The sequence below is a fragment of the Mycobacterium sp. D16Q16 genome, assembly GCF_002013745.1.
Taxonomy (GTDB): Bacteria; Actinomycetota; Actinomycetes; order Mycobacteriales; family Mycobacteriaceae; genus Mycobacterium.
On sequence record NZ_MAEY01000014.1, the window covers coordinates 83577 to 100888 of the forward strand.

Below are 17312 nucleotides of genomic sequence, written 5' to 3' on the forward strand. Positions count from 1 at the left end.
CGGCGATGAGGAAGAGTGTCGCGCTGAACCGCACGCGACCCGCAAAACTTGCGTCCATCAGCAACGATAGCAAACGGCACGAAAGCGGGATGACGAAATTCAGTAACCGAGCCTCATCTTGACAACGATTGATGTCAACATAATCATTGCTCGGGGTGACACGCCTCGGCTCTGCCGCCGCAACGCGAAACAGTCAGCAGCACACGAGTTATGGGAGACCCGATGCGGGCCGTCAGGCACATGATCAACGTTCTCACGAGGCCGGTCAGCATCAGCTACCCATGGACTCCGACACTGTCCGAGCGCGTGGGCGGTCGGACAGTGTTGATCACCGGCGCGTCGAGCGGGATCGGCCGCAGGCTGGCCGAGAGGGTCGCGGAGGCGGGCGCTCGTGCGATTGTCACCGCACGCCGGGCCGATGAACTCGACGACGTCGTGCGCGAGATCACTGTGCGGGGCGGTGCCGCGCACGCTGTGCCCGGCGACCTATCGACCAGCGATGGCGCGGATGCAGTCGCCAACGAGGTGCTCGAACGCTATGGGGCACCGGATATTTTGGTGCTGAACGCGGGCAGATCGATCATGCGGTCGCTCGCAGATTCCGAACACCGGCTGCACGACTACGAGCGGACCGTGGCGATCAATTACCTCGGTGGTGTGGGCCTGGTGCTGCGCCTGCTGCCGGGCATGCGTGCCCGTGGCTCGGGGCATATCGTGCACAGCTCGTCGATTGGAGTGCTGGGCAACCTGCCCGACTTCTCTGCCTATGTCGGGTCGAAGGCGGCCATGGATGCGGTACTGCGTATCGCGGGCATTGAGAGCCGTGCCGACGGAGTGCGCGTCACCAACGTTCATCTCCCGCTGGTGACGACCGACATGATCGCCCCGTCGGACTGGAGCCAGTACGCATCGCTGACGCTGGAGGAGGGCGTCGACATGGTCGTCGACGCGCTCAGGCGGCGCAGTCGCGAGGTGAACAACCCACTGGGCATCCTGTACCGGGATTCCTACCGTGTACTACCGGGAATCGTGAGCCGGGTGCAGAACGATTACTACCGTTGGTATTCGGGTCGCGGCCGGAGCCCGGAAGGCCAGGTGGAAGCGGTGGCCGGCCCGTTGAGGTAGACCCCAACGGGCCCCTCTGCGTGGATATACTCGCCGACCTATGGACAGCGTGCCTACCGCCCTCTCGGCGCCGAGCGGGTCGGCTGAGCAGCGTGGTGTGAATGAGCCGGGGCACCCCGACAAGCTCGACGCCGTACTGCTGCGGATCGCTGGCGTCTGCGGTTTGGCCAGCGTGATGGCATTTTTGGACAGCACGGCGGTGGCGGTCGCCCAGCGCACCTTTGTCGCCGAGTTCGGTTCCAGTCAGGCCGTGGTGTCCTGGACCATCGCCGGTTACATGCTTGCCTTCGCAACAGTGATCCCGATGACCGGATGGGCTGCCGACCGTTTCGGCACAAAACGTCTGTTCATGGGCGCCGTCCTGGTATTCACGGTTGGCTCGTTGTTGTGCGCGGTGGCCCCAAACATCTTGTTGCTCATTATCTTCCGTGTGATTCAGGGCATTGGTGGTGGCATGTTGATGCCACTGAGCTTCATGATCTTGACCCGTGAGGCGGGCCCGAAGCGCCTTGGCAGAGTGGTCGCCATAGGAGCGGTGCCCTTCTTGCTCGGCCCGATCGGTGGGCCGATCCTGGGGGGATGGTTGATCGGCAGCTACGGCTGGGAATGGATATTCCTGATCAACCTGCCGATCGGTTTGAGTGCCATCGTGCTGGCGGCCTTCATGTTTCCCGGGGATAACCCCGAGCCTTCAGAGAAACTCGACGTGGTGGGCGCACTGTTGCTCTCACCTGGCGTGGCGATGTTGCTTGTCGGGATGTCGGCGATCCCCGGGCGCGACAGCGTGGCCAACCGACATGTCCTGCTACCCGTCATCATCGGTTCCGCACTGATTTGTGCGTTCGTCGTGCACACCAGGAACCGTGCGTCACATCCTCTTGTCGACCTACGGCTGTTCGAAAATCGTGTGGTCAGGTGGGCCAACATCACGCAGTTCGCCTTCGCCGCCACCTTTGTCGGCGTCAGCTTGCTTGTGCCGAGTTACTTCCAGGTGGTGCTGCATCAATCGCCGATGCGGTCCGGGATGTCCATGGTGGCAATGGGAGTCGGTCTCATGCTGGCCATGCCCCTCGCGGGGATCTTCATGGACAGGCGCGGGCCAGGGACGATTGTGCTGATTGGCCTCCCGTTGATTGCGGTGGGCTTGGGCATCTTCACATTCGGTGTGGCGCGACAAGCAGATTTCTCGCCGATACTGCTGGCCGGGTTAATGGTCATGGGCATGGGGGTTGGCTGTACGTCGACGCCACTGTCAGCGGCCTGCGTGCAGTCGCTGGCACCGTCCCAGATCGCGCGGGGCACCACGCTGCTCAGCGTCAACGATCAGGTGGGCGGATCTGTGGGGGCCGCGTTGATGGCAACGCTGTTGACCAATCAATTCAATCGTGCCGGAGGCGGAATTCGGGTCGATCCGTTGTCCACAGCGGAGGGAGAAACCGCCAATCGCGGATTATCGAGTGACCCGATGATGAATCCCGCTTCAGATTTTGCGATAAACAATCCTGAGTGGCTTTCGCGCGCGTACACGGCGGTATTCTTAGTGGCCGCGGCATTAGCGGTGTTCACCATTGTTCCGGCGGTATTTTTGCCGAGGAAGTTGGTGGTGGGCGCCGACGCCTGAGAATTATTGCCACGTTTGGTTCCGTGCGCTCGTGCAGGTTAGCGGCCCGATGCCCAGCCCCGGGGCCCCTTCCTGTGGGTTAGGGAAGGCTTGCGTAACCTGAGGAAACCCTTAAGCTGATCTGCCAGTGGTGTTCAATTTGAGGGCATAAGCCCCTGACCAGCGCTTAAGAGCTAAGGGGTCGCACATGCGCATTGTGTCGTTCGGATATCAGGTCTGGGGCTACCGAACCCTGCAGGCCCTGATTGATCTCGGGCATGAGGTCGTTCTCGCCGTCACGCACCCGGCCAGCGAGGAGGCGTACAAGGCGATTTGGTCGGCACCGGTCGACGAACTCGCACGCAAGCATGGTATTCCTGTGCATTTCACCAAGCGGGTCGATGCCGAAACCATCAATTTGGTCAAGGGTGCCGAGCCCGACGTCATCGTCGTCAATAGCTGGTACAACCGGATGCCCGTCGAACTCTATGATTTCCCGCCACACGGCACCCTGAACTTCCATGATTCGTTGCTGCCCAAATTCACCGGATTTTCCCCTGTTTTATGGTCATTGATCAGCGGCGAGTCCGAATTCGGGTTGACCGTGCACCGCATGGACAGCGGGCTGGATACCGGTGACATTCTGGTGCAGCATTCGCTTCCGATCGGCCCCGCGGACACTGGCACCGAGCTGGTCCTGCGCGGGATGGACCTGATTCCGGGCGTGCTGTCCGAAGCGCTCAGCGCGCTGGAGTCCGGCAACGCTGTCTGGCGGCCGCAGAACAAGGCCGAACGGACCTACTGCCACAAGCGTTCAGAGCGGGATAGCGCGATTGACTGGACATGGCCTGCCGAGGACCTCGAGCGATTTGTTCGCGCACTGTCAGACCCGTACCCCCGCGCCTTCACCTTCTACGAGGGTGAACGGATCGAGGTTTTGGAGGCGCGGATCTCCGAGGCCCGCTACGGCGGGACGCCGGGCCGGGTGATCGTCCAGGAGGAAGGCGGCGTGGTGGTGTGCGGTTCCGATGCGTACCGTGTCGGCAACCGCGGCCTGGTGATCACCCGCATCCGTTGCGCCGACGGAGTGGAGCGCAGTGGCGAAGAGTACTTCCGGCGCGGGGGATATCTCAACAGCCACACGTGATCTCGAGGTAGCAGAACCGGTGCTGAATGCGGCGCCGTTGCGCTCGGATCGTGATGATGAGGAAAGTCGATGCAAACCAATCCCTTTGACGATGACAGTGGCAGTTTTCTGGTCCTGATCAACGACCAGGAACAACACAGCCTGTGGCCGTCCTTCGCCGATGCCCCGTCGGGCTGGAGCGTGGTCTACGGTCATGCCGACCGTGCGGCGTGTCTCGAGTACATCGATGAGCATTGGCCCGACATACGGCCGAAGGACTTACGCCAAAGACTCGCGTAGAGGGCCTATTCACCTTGCACGCCAAGGTATCTCAACGCTGATATCTCAGACGCCAGTACGCAGGCCCAAGTAGGGAGTTCGTCGTCCTCATGCTCAACTATGGAACGCAGTCCGACGTTCTTGGACCTCTGACAGCCGCACAGCGGTCGATATGGGTCGCGCAGCAACTGCGTCCCGAGGTTCCCTACAATTTTGCGGGATTTGTCACGATCGATCACGACGTGGACGCCGAAAAGTTGATGGTGGCCTGTGAATCGATGGCCGCACGGTTCGGTACGCCATGTGCACGGCTGTCCATCGAGGACGGCGAACCGGTCTTCGTCGTCGACCGTGCGTTCCCGGAGATCATGCCCTGCATCGATTTACGCTCCGAGCGTGATGCTGTCGCTGCTGCTCGCCACTGGATGGACGAGGAGTACCGCCGACCCATCGACTTGCTCAGTGAGCGCCTCACGTACTTCGCGCTCCTGCGGGTAGCCGACGATGTGTCGTACTTCTACATGCGCACACATCACGTTCTCTTGGACGGGTATGCCACCAACAATCTGCTGAGGCATATCGCGGATGTGTACTCGGGGTCGGTGGCGGCCGAGACCGATGTCGATTTCTCGGAGTTCTCCGTGATTCGCGAGGCCGATCAGAAGTATCAGCAGTCCTCGCGCAGCGATGCGGATTTCGAATACTGGAAGAACGTCCTATCCCGTCCGATAGAGACGGCTGATCTCGCGGGGATGGAGCGTGTCGTCACGCCGCGACACCCACTGGTACGCGAATTGGTGTGCGATGAGTTGTTGTCGCAGAACGGTCTTGGTCAGTTTGAGGTGGCCCGAGTCGTCGCGACGCTGGCCTCCTTCTTTGCGAAGACGACAGGGCGTCACAATGTTTCATTGTCGCTGCCGGTGTCCGGGCGGACTACCGCGGCGCTGAAGAGATGTGGCGGCATGGTGTCGAATCTGGTGCCGTTGTTGGTCACCGTCGATGATGGGGACACCATCGGAGCGCTGGACGACCAGGTCGCCAAGGCCGTGGTGGGCGCGCTGCGCCACCAACAGTTCCGGCGCTGGCCGGAGCTGGTCGTCGATGCGGGACGTCGCGACACGAACATCGAATTCGGCCAGGTAATCAACGTCTTCGACTTCGCGGATGTGTTCTTCTTCGGACCGTCGGAGGCGGTGGTTAACGTGTTGACCACCTTCCCTGTCCAGGACATCGCGATCAACATCTATCCGCGCCCGGGCGGCGGCACGTCGCGCATCCAGTTCGCGTGGAATCCCGATAGGTACACCGTTGCCGAGATCGATAGGCACATAGCCCGTTTGGAATCGCTCCTGGGACGGCTTCTGGGGGCCGAGCGCTCGGTGGTTGTGGGCGAGGTCCCGCTGCTGGATCAGCGGGAACGTGATCTGGTGCTGTCGCAGTGGTCCGGTGCGGGCGTACAGGCGCCGGTTGGTGTGGCACCGCAACTGTTGGCCGCAGCAGTGGCCGTCACCCCCGGGGCGGTGGCGGTGGTCGATGGTGCCCGAGAGCTGACCTACCGCGAGTTGGACGAATGGTCGACGCGCTGGGCGCGGGTGCTGATCGAGACCGGGGTGGGTCCGGAACGTGCGGTGGGTGTGGCGATGGACCGCTGTGCCGAGCTGGTGGTGGCGTGGTGGGCGGTGGCCAAGGCCGGCGGGGTGTACGTGCCGGTGGATAGCGCTCATCCGGTCGAGCGGGTTGCCGCGGTCTTGGACTCGGTGGCGGCGGCGTGCGTGTTGACCTGCGGCACCGACGAGGCTTCGGGGGCTGGTGCTCGTCCGGTGCTGCGCATCGACGGCCGCGACGTATCCGGGCTATCGGCCGAAACGCTCACCGACGCCGATCGATCGGCGGCGCTGCGGGCGGAGAACACCGCGTACGTGATCTTCACATCGGGCTCCACCGGCACCCCCAAGGGTGTGGCGGTGGGTCACGCCGGGCTGCCGGGAGTGGCGGCGGCGCAACAAGATCTGTTCGAACTGGGTGGCGAAGCGCGGGTGCTGATGGTGGCCTCGCCGACATTCGACGCCTCGGTCTTCGAGATGGTGTGGGCGGTCGGCGCAGGGGCCACGCTGGTAGTGGCGCCGCGCGACGTGTACGCCGCCGAGGCGTTGACGGAGTTTTTGCAGGCCCGGCGGGTCAGCGCGGCGGTGCTGACCCCGACGGTGTTGTCGTCGCTGGACCGGATGCGGCTGGACAGTCTGGGCACATTGGTCACCGCGGGGGAGGACTGCCCGCGCGAGCTGGTGGATGACTGGGCGCCGGGACGGCGGTTGGTCAACGCCTACGGCCCGAGTGAGGCCACCATCTGGGCCACCTCCGCGCCGATGGCGGCGGGGCAGCCGGTCGGGATCGGTGCCCCGATTCCGGGTATGCGCACCCTGGTGCTGGATGCCGGGCTGAACCCGACGCCGATCGGTGTGGTGGGCGAGCTGTATCTGGCCGGACCCGCACTGGCGTCTGGTTACGTGGGCCGGGCGGCGTTGACGGCGGAGCGGTTTGTGGCCAATCCGTACGGGCCGTCTGGGGCGCGCATGTATCGCACTGGAGATCTGGTGCGCTGGAACGCCGATGGTGCGTTGCAGTACATGGGCCGCGCCGACGAGCAGGTCAAGATCCGCGGTAATCGCATCGAACTGGGCGAAGTGCAGACCGTGCTCGCCGGTGCACACGGAGTGGAGCAGGCCGTGGTGATGGTCCGCGAGGACCGTCCGGGTGATAGGCGGCTGGTGGGTTATGTCACCGGTGCCGTCGACGCTGCCGGGACCCGCGCCGCACTCGGTGATCGGCTTCCTGCCTACATGATTCCGTCCGCGATCATCGTGTTGGACGCGCTTCCGCTGACCGCCAACGGCAAGCTCGACCTCCGAGCACTGCCGGTACCCGAGATCACTGCTGGTGCGTACCGCGCGCCGACGGACGAGGTTGAGCAGACGCTGGCCACCGTGTACGCCCAGGTCCTCGGGCTCCCGCGGGTCGGTGTGGACGACTCATTCTTCGATCTCGGCGGAGACAGCATCATGTCCATGCAGGTGGTGTCGCGGGCCCGCGCCGCCGGAGTGCTGTGCCGACCTCGCGATATTTTCGTCGAGCAGACCGTGGCACGGCTGGCTCGAGTGGCCACCACCGTCGTTGGCGATGCAGACGTGGCCGATGACGGACTGGGCGAGGTGCTCGCGACGCCGGTCATGCGATGGCTGCGGGATGTGCCGGGCGAGTCAGACCAGTTCAACCAGACGATGGTGGTGACGGTCCCGGCCGCCGTGACCGAGGCCGATGTGCTGGTGGTGCTTCAGGCTCTGCTGGACCGCCATCCCATGCTGCGGCTGCGTGCCGAAGACAACGGTGCGGCAGGCTGGTCGTTGATCGTTCCCGACGCGGAAACGGTGGACGCGCGCAACTGCCTGCAATCCGTGGATGTGTTGTCCGACGAGGCCCTGGTACAGGCCCGGGCCCGGTTGAGCCCGGCCCATGGGATGATGCTGAGCGCGCTGTGGGCCAGCTCCACGGCACAGTTGGCGCTGGTCATTCACCACCTCGCGGTCGATGGAGTGTCCTGGCGAATCCTGCTGGAAGACATGAACATCGGCTGGGCCCAGCGTCGCGCCGGACAACCGGTTGCCCTGCCGCCTGGCGGCACGTCCTTCGCCCGGTGGTCGGCATTAATCGACGAGCACGCGCGTACCGCCGGGGTGGCCGAACATGTCGACGCGTGGAAGCGGGTGCAGGCGATCCCCGCACTCTTGCCCGCCGTGCGGCCCGAACTCGACACGTACGCCACCGCACACACCTTGTCGGCGTCGCTGGATGCCGAAACCACCCGCATCTTGCTGGGCGAGGCGCCCGCGGCGTTCCACGCCGGGGTGGGCGACATCTTGCTGATCGCGTTGGGCATGGCAGTCGCCCAGCTCTCGGGCAACACCGGTGCACCAGTCGGCATTGACGTGGAAGGCCATGGGCGCCAGGAGGAATTGGTCACCGGCGGGAATTCGCCGGTGGACCTTTCGCGCACGGTGGGGTGGTTCACCAGCAAGTACCCGGTGGCCTTGAGTCTGGGCCGGCTGGACTGGGCGCAGGTGAGTGCCGGCGGCCCCGCGTTGGGCGCGGTGATCAAGGAGGCAAAGGAACAGCTCCGCGCGCTGCCCGATGGAATAACGTACGGCTTGTTGCGCTATGCGAATCCCGAGGTGGATCTCGCTGGGGCGCAGCCAGTTATCGGATTCAACTATCTGGGACGGCTGGGCGGCGTCGGTGATCAGGTCGGCGGCTTGTGGCTGCCGAGCCCCGACGCCCTGTCGGCGGCCGCGGTGGCCGCCGCGGTGCCGCTGGCGCTGGCCCACACCGTGACGCTGAATGCGGGCGTCCTGGAATCAAGTGCCGGCACAGGTCCCTCCCTGCAGGCCAATTGGACCTGGGCGCCCTCGATGGACGATGGGCAGATCACTCGGCTGAGCCAGCTGTGGATTGAGGCACTGACAGGCATCTGTGCGCATGTGCGTGGCGGCGGCGGGGGATTGACTCCGTCGGATATCGTGCCCGCACAACTCACCCAGCAGCAGATCGACGAGCTGGAGCGGTTGCACCGGGTTGCCGATGTGCTGCCGCTGACCCCGCTGCAGCAGGGGCTGCTGTTCCATGCCACCGCCCACGCCAGCAGTGACGACGTGTACGCGGTGCAGCTGGACCTCACTCTCTCGGGCACGCTGGATGCGCCCAGACTGCGCGATGCGGTGCATACGGTCGTGGCTCGGCACCCCAACCTGGCCGCCCGCTTCCATCAGCAGTTCGATCCGCCGGTGCAGAGCATTCCCTGCGACCCGGTAACCCCTTGGCAGTACCTCGAATTCACGGGTATCGATATCGAAGACCAGATCGCACAGCTGTGTGCTGCCGAGCGCGCGGCGGTATGCGACTTGACCAATCCGCCGCTGTTCCGGGTGGGGCTTATCGGAGTCGGTCGCGACCAACACCGCCTTGTCCTCACCAGTCACCACTGCGTCCTCGACGGTTGGTCGTTGCCCATCCTGTTGCAAGAGATCTTCGCGAGTTATGGCGGGCACGGCCTGCCGCCGGCCGTGCCGTACCGCAGGTTTGTGACGTGGCTCGCCGATCAGGATCGTGATGCGGCTCTTGCTGCTTGGCAGGATGTGCTGGCGGGGTTCGAGACGCCCGCGTTGGTGGGCTCGTCGCACAAGCTGGGATCGGGGCGGCGCCAGACACAATCGCTTCGACTTTCCGGGCAGGCCACGCGGGCGCTGACCGAACTTGCCCGCACCCACCACACCACCGTCAACACCGTCCTGCAGGCGGGCTGGGCGCAGCTACTGGTCTGGTTGACAGGCCAGCATGATGTGGCCTTCGGCGCTGCGGTCTCGGGCCGTCCCGCTGAGGTCGCAGGGGCGGAATCGATGGTGGGCCTGTTGATCAACACGGTGCCGGTGCGCGCGCGTATCACCGCGACGACCACCGCCGGCGAATTGTTGGAGCAGCTGCAGAGCGTCTCGAACCGGACACTGGATCACCAACACGTAGCGCTTCCCGAGATTCACCGAGTCACCGGGCAGGACCAGCTCTTCGACACCCTGTTCGTGTACGAGAACTACCCGATCGACCCGGCGGCCTTCGGGACGGTCATGGGCACAGGAGAATTGGCGATCGCGGGCTTCTCCAGCCGGGAAGCCACCCACTATCCGCTGGCACTACAGGTGACACCGGGTCATGAATTGGTGCTGAACATCGAATACGACACCGATGTGTTCGATTCGGAAAGCGCTGTGGTGTTGGCCGGCCGGTTGGAGCTCGTGCTGGCCGCGATGGTGGCCGACCCGTTGCGGCGGTTGTCCTCGGTGGATGTCCTGGCTGCCGATGAGCGTGTGCTTCTGGATGCGATGGGTAACCGCGCGGTGCTGGATCAGCAGGCGATGGGAGCGTCGATTCCGGAACTGTTTTCGGCGCAGGTGGCACGGACCGCGGATGCGGTGGCGCTGAGTTGCCGGGGCCGGTCGTGGACCTATGCTGCGGTGGAACGTGATTCGAATCGTCTGGCGCACTGTCTGATTGGTTTGGGCGCAGGACCGGGCCACTGTGTGGCGGTGATGTTCGGGCGGTCCGCGGAGGGGATTATCGCGATCTTGGCGGTACTCAAGACCGGGGCGGCGTACGTGCCGATCGACCCCGCGGTGCCCGATGCCCGGATCGATTTCGTGGTCGGTGACGCGAAACCGGTGGCGGTGATCACCACCGCGACGTTGGCCGGTCGGTTCGGGGCACATGATGTCGTGGTTGTCGATATCGACGACCCGGCGATCGCTGCGCAGACCGAAGCATCGCTAGCGCTACCCGCCCCTGACGATGTTGCGCACATCATCTATACGTCGGGCACCACTGGTGTTCCCAAGGGAGTGGCGACAACTCACCACAATGTGACCCAGTTGTTGGAGTCGTTGCATGTCGGTTTGCCCTCGGGGCCGGGACAGGTGTGGTCGCAGTGGTATTCGTTTGCCTTTGACGCGTCGGTGGAAGAGATCTGGGGTGCGCTGTTCCACGGTTCGCGGCTGCTCGTGATCCCGGAGTCGATCGGTCCGGATGAGTTCCAGGCCTTGCTGATTGACGAACATGTCACCGTGCTGCACCAGACGCCGTCGGCCGTATCGGCACTGTCGGTAGCGGCGCTGGATTCGGTGGCGCTGGTGGTGGCGGCCGAGGCATGTTCGGCGGAGCTGGTGGACCGTTGGGCGCCAGGGCGGGTGATGACGAACGCCTATGGGCCCACTGAGACCACGATGTGCGTGACAGTCAGTAAGCCGTTGGCCGCGGGCTCGGGGACGCCGACGATCGGTGGGCCGGTGCCGGGGGCTGCGCTGTTTGTGCTCGATGCCTGGCTGCGGCCGGTGCCGGTCGGTGTGGTCGGTGAGCTGTATGTGGCGGGGCTCGGGCTGGGGCTCGGATATGTGAGCCGGTCCTCGTTGACCGCGTCGCGGTTTGTCGCCTGCCCATTTGGTGCCGCGGGCGAGCGTATGTATCGCACAGGGGATTTGGTGCGCTGGCGTGCGGACGGAAACTTGCAGTATTTGGGCCGCGCCGATGAGCAGGTCAAGATTCGTGGGTATCGCATCGAGCTCGGTGAGATCCAGGCCGCCCTTGCCGACGTGGTCGGGGTCGAGCAGGCGGTGGTGATCGTGCGTGAGGACCGACCAGGCGATAAGCGGCTGGTCGGCTACGTCACGCAGTCGCCCGAAGCGGAGCTGGCGGGGGGAGTCGACACCGCGGCGGCGCGGGTGACGCTGGGCGAGCGGTTACCGCCCTACATGGTGCCGGCCGCGGTCGTGGTAGTGGACGCCCTGCCGTTGACGGTCAACGGAAAGCTCGACACCCGTGCCTTGCCGGTGCCGCAGTATCAGGAAACGCAGTACCGTGCACCGTCGAACGCGGTCGAGGAAATCCTGGCCGATATCTACGCACACGTGCTCGGTCTGAAACGTGTGGGCGTCGACGACTCGTTCTTCGATCTGGGTGGCGACTCCCTGTCGGCCATGCGCTTGATCGCGGCCGTCAACAAGTCGATGACTACGCATCTGACCGTGCGCGCCCTCTTCGACACCCCCACGATCGCCCAGTTGGCCCCGGGCCTGCGAACAGATTCGGGCGGGCGCGCACCATTGGTGCCCGCCGCACGGCCTGATGTGATTCCGCTGTCGTTCTCGCAGCGGCGGCTGTGGTTCCTGGACCAATTGCACGGTGCCTCACCGGTATACAACATGACGGTCGCGCTGCGGCTGAACGGGCAGCTCGACCTGGACGCATTGGGCGCGGCATTGTCCGATGTGGTGAGCCGCCACGAGTCGCTACGCACCGTGTTCCGCGATGAGGAAGGTGTGCCGTACCAGCTGGTGTTCGCACCCGACAGCGCGGAATTCGGCTGGGAGGTGGTCGATGCCACCGCATGGTCGCCCGCGCAGCTGGATGAAGAGATCGGCGCCGCGGCGCGCTATACGTTCGACCTCGCGGCAGAGATTCCCCTGCACGCAAAGCTGTTCACGGTGGCCGATGACGAGCACATCCTCGTGGCCACGGTGCATCACATCGCCGCCGACGGCTGGTCGGTGGCCCCACTCATGCGTGACCTGACGGTGGCCTATGCCAGCCGGTGCGGGGGGCAAGCCCCCGAGTGGGCGCCGCTGCCGGTGCAGTATGCCGATTACACACTGTGGCAACGTGATCAGCTGGGCGACCTCGAAGACAGCGAGAGCGCCATTGCGACCCAGGTTGCCTATTGGCATGATGCGCTGGCCGGGATGCCCGAACATCTCGCACTACCCACCGACCGGCCTTACCCGGCGGTCGCGGACTACCGCGGCGCCAGTGTGGATCTGGAGTGGCCGGAGCAGCTGCAACACGCCGTGCGCGCGCTGGCACGTGAACACGGGGCCACCAGCTTCATGGTGATCCAGGCGGCGCTGGCCGTGCTGCTCTCGAAGATCAGTGCCACTTCCGATGTGGCGGTGGGGTTCGCGGTTGCCGGCCGCGACGAGCCCGCCCTCGACGAGTTGGTGGGTTTCTTCGTCAACACCCTGGTGTTGCGCGTCGACGTCGGTGGCGATCCCACCTTCGCGGACCTGCTGGCGCAGGTCCGGACCCGCAGCCTGGAAGCGCTCGAACACCAGGATGTGCCCTTCGAGGTGTTGGTGGAAAGGCTCAACCCCATCCGGTCTCGGAGCAGCCACCCCCTGGTTCAGGTCGGATTGACCTGGCAGAACCTTCCCGGACAGGATGCCGACGGACTAGGTCTGGGCGATCTGCGGATCACCCAGATACCGGTGCACACCAATACCGCCCGCATGGACCTCACGTTCTCCCTGGGCGAGCGCTTCACCCAGGCCGGGGAGCCTGCCGGTCTCGGGGGTGCAGTCGAGTTCCGCACCGATGTATTCGATCTCGTGAGTGTCGAGTCGCTGATCGGGCGGCTGCAGCGGGTACTCGAGGCGGTTGCGGCCAACCCTTCGCAGCGCTTGTCGGCGGTAGATGTGCTCGACACCGCCGAGAGTGCCCGGCTGGATGAACTGGGCAACCGCGCGGTGCTCTCGGCGCCGGTGACACCGACGTCGATACCAGAACTGTTCGCAGCGCAGGTGGTTCGCAATCCAGCGGCGATCGCGATCAGATGCGGGCAGCGGTCGTGGACCTACCGCGAACTCGATGAGGAATCGAATCGTCTGGCGCACCTGCTCGTTGAGCACGGCGCCGGACCGGGTCAGTGCGTGGCGTTACTGTCGGAACGCCGTGGTGAGGCGATCGTCGCGATTCTGGCGGTGCTCAAGAGCGGTGCGGCATACCTACCGATCGCTCCGGCGGTGCCCGACTCGCGCATCGAATTCATGATCACCGATGCGGGCCCGATCGCCGCCATCGCGAGCGCGGCGCTGCGTTCGCGGCTGGACGGGTACACATTGCCGATCCTCGATATCAGCGATCCCGGGGTGAGCACCCAGCCCGGCACCGCCTTGGCGGGGCCGGCCGCCGACGATATCGCGCACATCGTGTACACCTCGGGCACCACTGGTGTTCCCAAGGGCGTGGCGACAACTCACCACAACGTGACGCAGGTGCTGGGGTATGAGCACCTCGGAGTGCCCTCGGGGCCAGGGCAGGTGTGGTCCCAGTGGTACTCGTATGCCTTTGATGCCTCGGTGGAAGAGATCTGGGGCCCGCTGCTGCACGGCGGCAGCCTCGTGGTGGTGCCCGAATCGTTGGTCCCGGAAGACTTCCAGGCGTTCCTCGTCTCCGAGGGAGTCACCGCTTTGCATCAGACACCTTCTGCGGCGGCCGCGCTGTCGCCGGAGGCGCTGGAGGGCATGGCCCTGGTGGTGGCTGCTGAGGCATGCTCGGCGGAGATGGTGGACCGCTGGGCGCCGGGACGGGTGATGGTCAACGCCTACGGTCCCACCGAGTCCACCCTCTGTGTGACGGTGAGCCCCCCGCTGGCCGCTGGTTCGGGAACACCCGCGATAGGTGTTCCGGTGGCAGGGGCGGCGCTGTTCGTGCTGGACACCTGGATGCGACGGGTTCCGGTGGGCGTAGTCGGCGAGCTGTATATCGCGGGCCACGGGCTCGGGGCCGGTTATCTGCACCGAGCAGGGCTGACGGCATCGCGGTTTGTGGCATGCCCATTCGTCGATCCGGGTCACGAAGGGCTCCGTATGTATCGCACAGGGGATTTGGTGCGGTGGGGTGCGGACGGAAACTTGCACTACATGGGCCGCGCCGATGATCAGGTGAAGATTCGCGGCTACCGCATCGAACTCGGCGAAATCCAAACCGCGCTAGCCGATCTCGAGGGTGTCGAGCAGGCGGTCGTGATTGTGCGTGAGGATCGTCCGGGCGATAAGCGGCTGGTCGGCTACGTCACGGGGACCATCGAGCCGGCCCAGGCGCGCGCGGCGCTGGCCGAGCGGATACCGGCCTACATGGTGCCCGCGGCGGTGGTGGTCATCGACGCTTTGCCGTTGACGGTCAACGGCAAGCTTGATACCCGTGCCTTGCCGGAGCCGCAGTATCAGGAAACTCAGTACCGCGCGCCGTCCAATCCGGTCGAGGAAGCCCTGGCCGGTCTCTACGCGGATGTGCTCGGCCTGGAGCGCGTCGGCGTCGACGACTCGTTCTTCGATCTGGGCGGCGACTCCCTGTCGGCCATGCGCCTGATCGCCGCCATCAACAAATCGATGAACACGCATCTGACCGTGCGCGCGCTCTTCGACACCCCCACCGTGAGCAGCCTGAGCGGACAGCTGGACAAGCATGCCAGCGACCCGCGCTATGTGGCCGTGCACGGTTCCGAGGTCGCAGAGGTACGGGCCGCCGACCTGACGCTGGATAAGTTCATCGATACGGAAACACTCAGCGTCGCAACAACACTGCCGAAGCCCAGCGGGGAAGCACGCACCGTGTTGCTGACCGGAGCGACCGGCTTCCTCGGGCGGTACCTGGTGCTGCAATGGCTTGAAAAGCTCGAACTGCTCGACGGCAAGCTGATCTGCTTGGTACGGGCCTCGTCGGACGACGAGGCCCGGCGCAGGCTGGAACAGATCTTCGACAGCGGCGACCCGGAACTGTTGCGGCACTTCCACGAACTGGCCGAGGACCATTTGGAGGTTATCGCCGGTGACAAGGGTGAAACAGACCTCGGTGTGACCACGGAGACCTGGCAGCGGTTGGCCGATACCGTTGACGTGATCGTCGATTCGGCAGCCGTTGTGAGCGGCGCGCTGTCCTACGGCGAGTTGTTCGGGCCGAATGTGGCGGGCACCGCGGAGCTGATCCGGCTGGCCCTCACCGCGAAGCTGAAGATGTTCACGTTCGTCTCGACGGCCAATGTGGGTGACCCGGTCAAACGGGTGGCCTTCACCGAGGACGCCGATATCCGTGACATCTGCGCCACGCGTGCCATCAAGGACACGTACGCCAACGGCTATGGCAGCAGCAAGTGGGCCGGAGAGGTGCTGCTGCGAGAGGCCCATGATCTGTGCGGGCTGCCGATCGGTGTCTTCCGCTGCGACATGATCCTGGCCGATACCACCTACGCGGGTCAGCTGAACGCCTCGGATGTGTTCAGCAAGATGATCCTGAGCATTGTGACCACCGGTCTGGCACCCAAGTCGTTCTATCGCCTTGACGCCGACGGCAATCGGAGGCGTGCGCACTTCGACGGGCTGCCCGTGGAATTCGTCGCCGAGGCCATCACCACCTTGGGTGTTCAAGTGGTTGACGGGTTCCAGACCTATCACGTGATGAACCCGCACGATGACGGCATCGGTCTCGACGAGTACGTCGACTGGCTGATCGAGGCTGGGTACCCCATCGAGCGCGTCGACGATTTCCAGGACTGGTTGCAGCGGTTCGGGACAGGATTGCAAGCGCTGCCCGAGAAGCACCGGCGAAACTCCGTACTGCAGATGTATCTGACGCTGGTGCAAGATCCCGAGCGGGTCAAGCCCATCGTGCCGACTGCGGGTTCATTCGCCCCAGCCGATCGGTTCCGTGCTGCGGTGCAGGAAGCCAAGATTGGCTCCGAGAGAGACATTCCTCAGGTCGGGGCGCCGAACATCGTCAAGTACGTCACCGATATGGAGCTACTCGGGATGCTCTAGGCGTCAGCTGGCTGCAGTTCGGCAGCGGGACCGATGAATTCGAGACCGGCGTTGATCGCCGGACGATGCCGCAGGATTCGGAAGTGCGCCAGGCGCCCGAGTCCCTTTGTCGCGATGAAACGTGCTCCGGGCCATGACTGCGCCAGACGTTCGCTTGACGCGTACGGCGTGTCCGGGTCGTCGGGGTCGTGGATCAGCAGTAGCGGAGGATGCCCGGCGGTCGCAGCGACGCGCACCAACTCGGTTTCGGGCAGCGTCATCTCGATGCGGCGCTCGAGCTGTCGCTGCAGTCCGGCGCGTATCCGCTTGCCGAAGCCATGGCGTGCGGCGAACAGGTCCAGGTAGAGGGGGAAATCGCCCATTGGTGCCAGGTACACCAGGCGGCCCACCGATGCGCCATAGGAGGCTGCGAAGGTGGTCGCGTTGGCCCCCAGGGAGTGGGCTACCACCGCGTGGGCGGGCCCGTGCTCCTTGATGACGGCCGCCACCGCGTGCGCGCACTCGATGAGCGTGGTGCGCCCGGGTGCCAGCGCGCCCCCAGCGGACTCGCTATGGCTGGGCAGGTCGAAGGCGATGACGCGGTAACCGGCCTGCAGCAGCGGCTTGATGAAGATCCCGAGGTGCGTGCGCTGCCCGCCCCAGCCGTGGACCAGGTAGACCGTCGGCCCTTCGCCCCATGACTCACCCGCAATCCGGTGCCCGTCCCAGTGAGCCTCCAGCGGCTCGCCGGGGGGCACACCGGGCGGCATGCGCAGACTCGATTCGATGACCGGCGGGGTGCACCACAGCTCGACCGCCCACCGGGATCCGATGGCCGGTGCGAGGCGTTCTAACCACCAGAAAGCCCTGCGTATCCGGTCGGAGACAGGGGGTTGGACACCGGAGCCCTCCACGTCGAGGGCGGCCCCCGCGTCCTTGGTGGGTGCGGAATCCGTCTTCTCTCGTTCGGTCACGTCGAAGGAGTCTATTGGCGCTACCCGGGAGACGCACGAAGCGCGGA

6 protein-coding genes are annotated in these 17312 nt (G+C 64.9%); 5 read left to right on the forward strand and 1 reads right to left on the reverse strand.

Annotated elements, in window-relative coordinates; all coding sequences use genetic code 11:
- Window positions 1-222 precede the first annotated feature (222 nt).
- The 5 genes from B4394_RS15450 to B4394_RS15470 all read left to right on the forward strand — a co-directional run bounded on the left by B4394_RS15450 (window position 223) and on the right by B4394_RS15470 (window position 16312).
- Window positions 223-1125 carry an SDR family NAD(P)-dependent oxidoreductase gene (locus B4394_RS15450; RefSeq protein WP_078315688.1) on the forward strand — a complete coding sequence of 301 codons (903 nt, stop codon included), beginning with the start codon at window positions 223-225 and terminating at the stop codon, window positions 1123-1125.
- 40 nt (window positions 1126-1165) lie between these two features.
- Window positions 1166-2746: a DHA2 family efflux MFS transporter permease subunit gene (locus B4394_RS15455; protein ID WP_078315601.1), complete on the forward strand. Its 1581-nt coding sequence runs from the start codon at window positions 1166-1168 to the stop codon at window positions 2744-2746.
- Between the two features lie 187 nt (window positions 2747-2933).
- Window positions 2934-3872 carry a methionyl-tRNA formyltransferase gene (locus B4394_RS15460; protein WP_078315602.1) on the forward strand — a complete coding sequence of 313 codons (939 nt, stop codon included), beginning with the start codon at window positions 2934-2936 and terminating at the stop codon, window positions 3870-3872.
- A 69-nt stretch (window positions 3873-3941) separates the two neighbouring features.
- Window positions 3942-4151 carry an MbtH family protein gene (locus B4394_RS15465; protein ID WP_078315603.1) on the forward strand — a complete coding sequence of 70 codons (210 nt, stop codon included), beginning with the start codon at window positions 3942-3944 and terminating at the stop codon, window positions 4149-4151.
- Window positions 4152-4240: 89 nt separating this feature from the next.
- Entirely contained in the window at window positions 4241-16312 is a 12072-nt protein-coding gene (locus tag B4394_RS15470; protein WP_078315604.1) for a non-ribosomal peptide synthetase, read from the forward strand.
- On the opposite strand, the gene B4394_RS15475 is transcribed toward B4394_RS15470, so the two are convergent.
- Entirely contained in the window at window positions 16309-17265 is a 957-nt protein-coding gene (locus B4394_RS15475; RefSeq protein ID WP_078310867.1) for an alpha/beta fold hydrolase, read from the reverse strand. The two genes, B4394_RS15470 and B4394_RS15475, sit on opposite strands and share 4 nt — an antisense overlap.
- Between the last annotated feature and the right edge of the window lie 47 nt (window positions 17266-17312).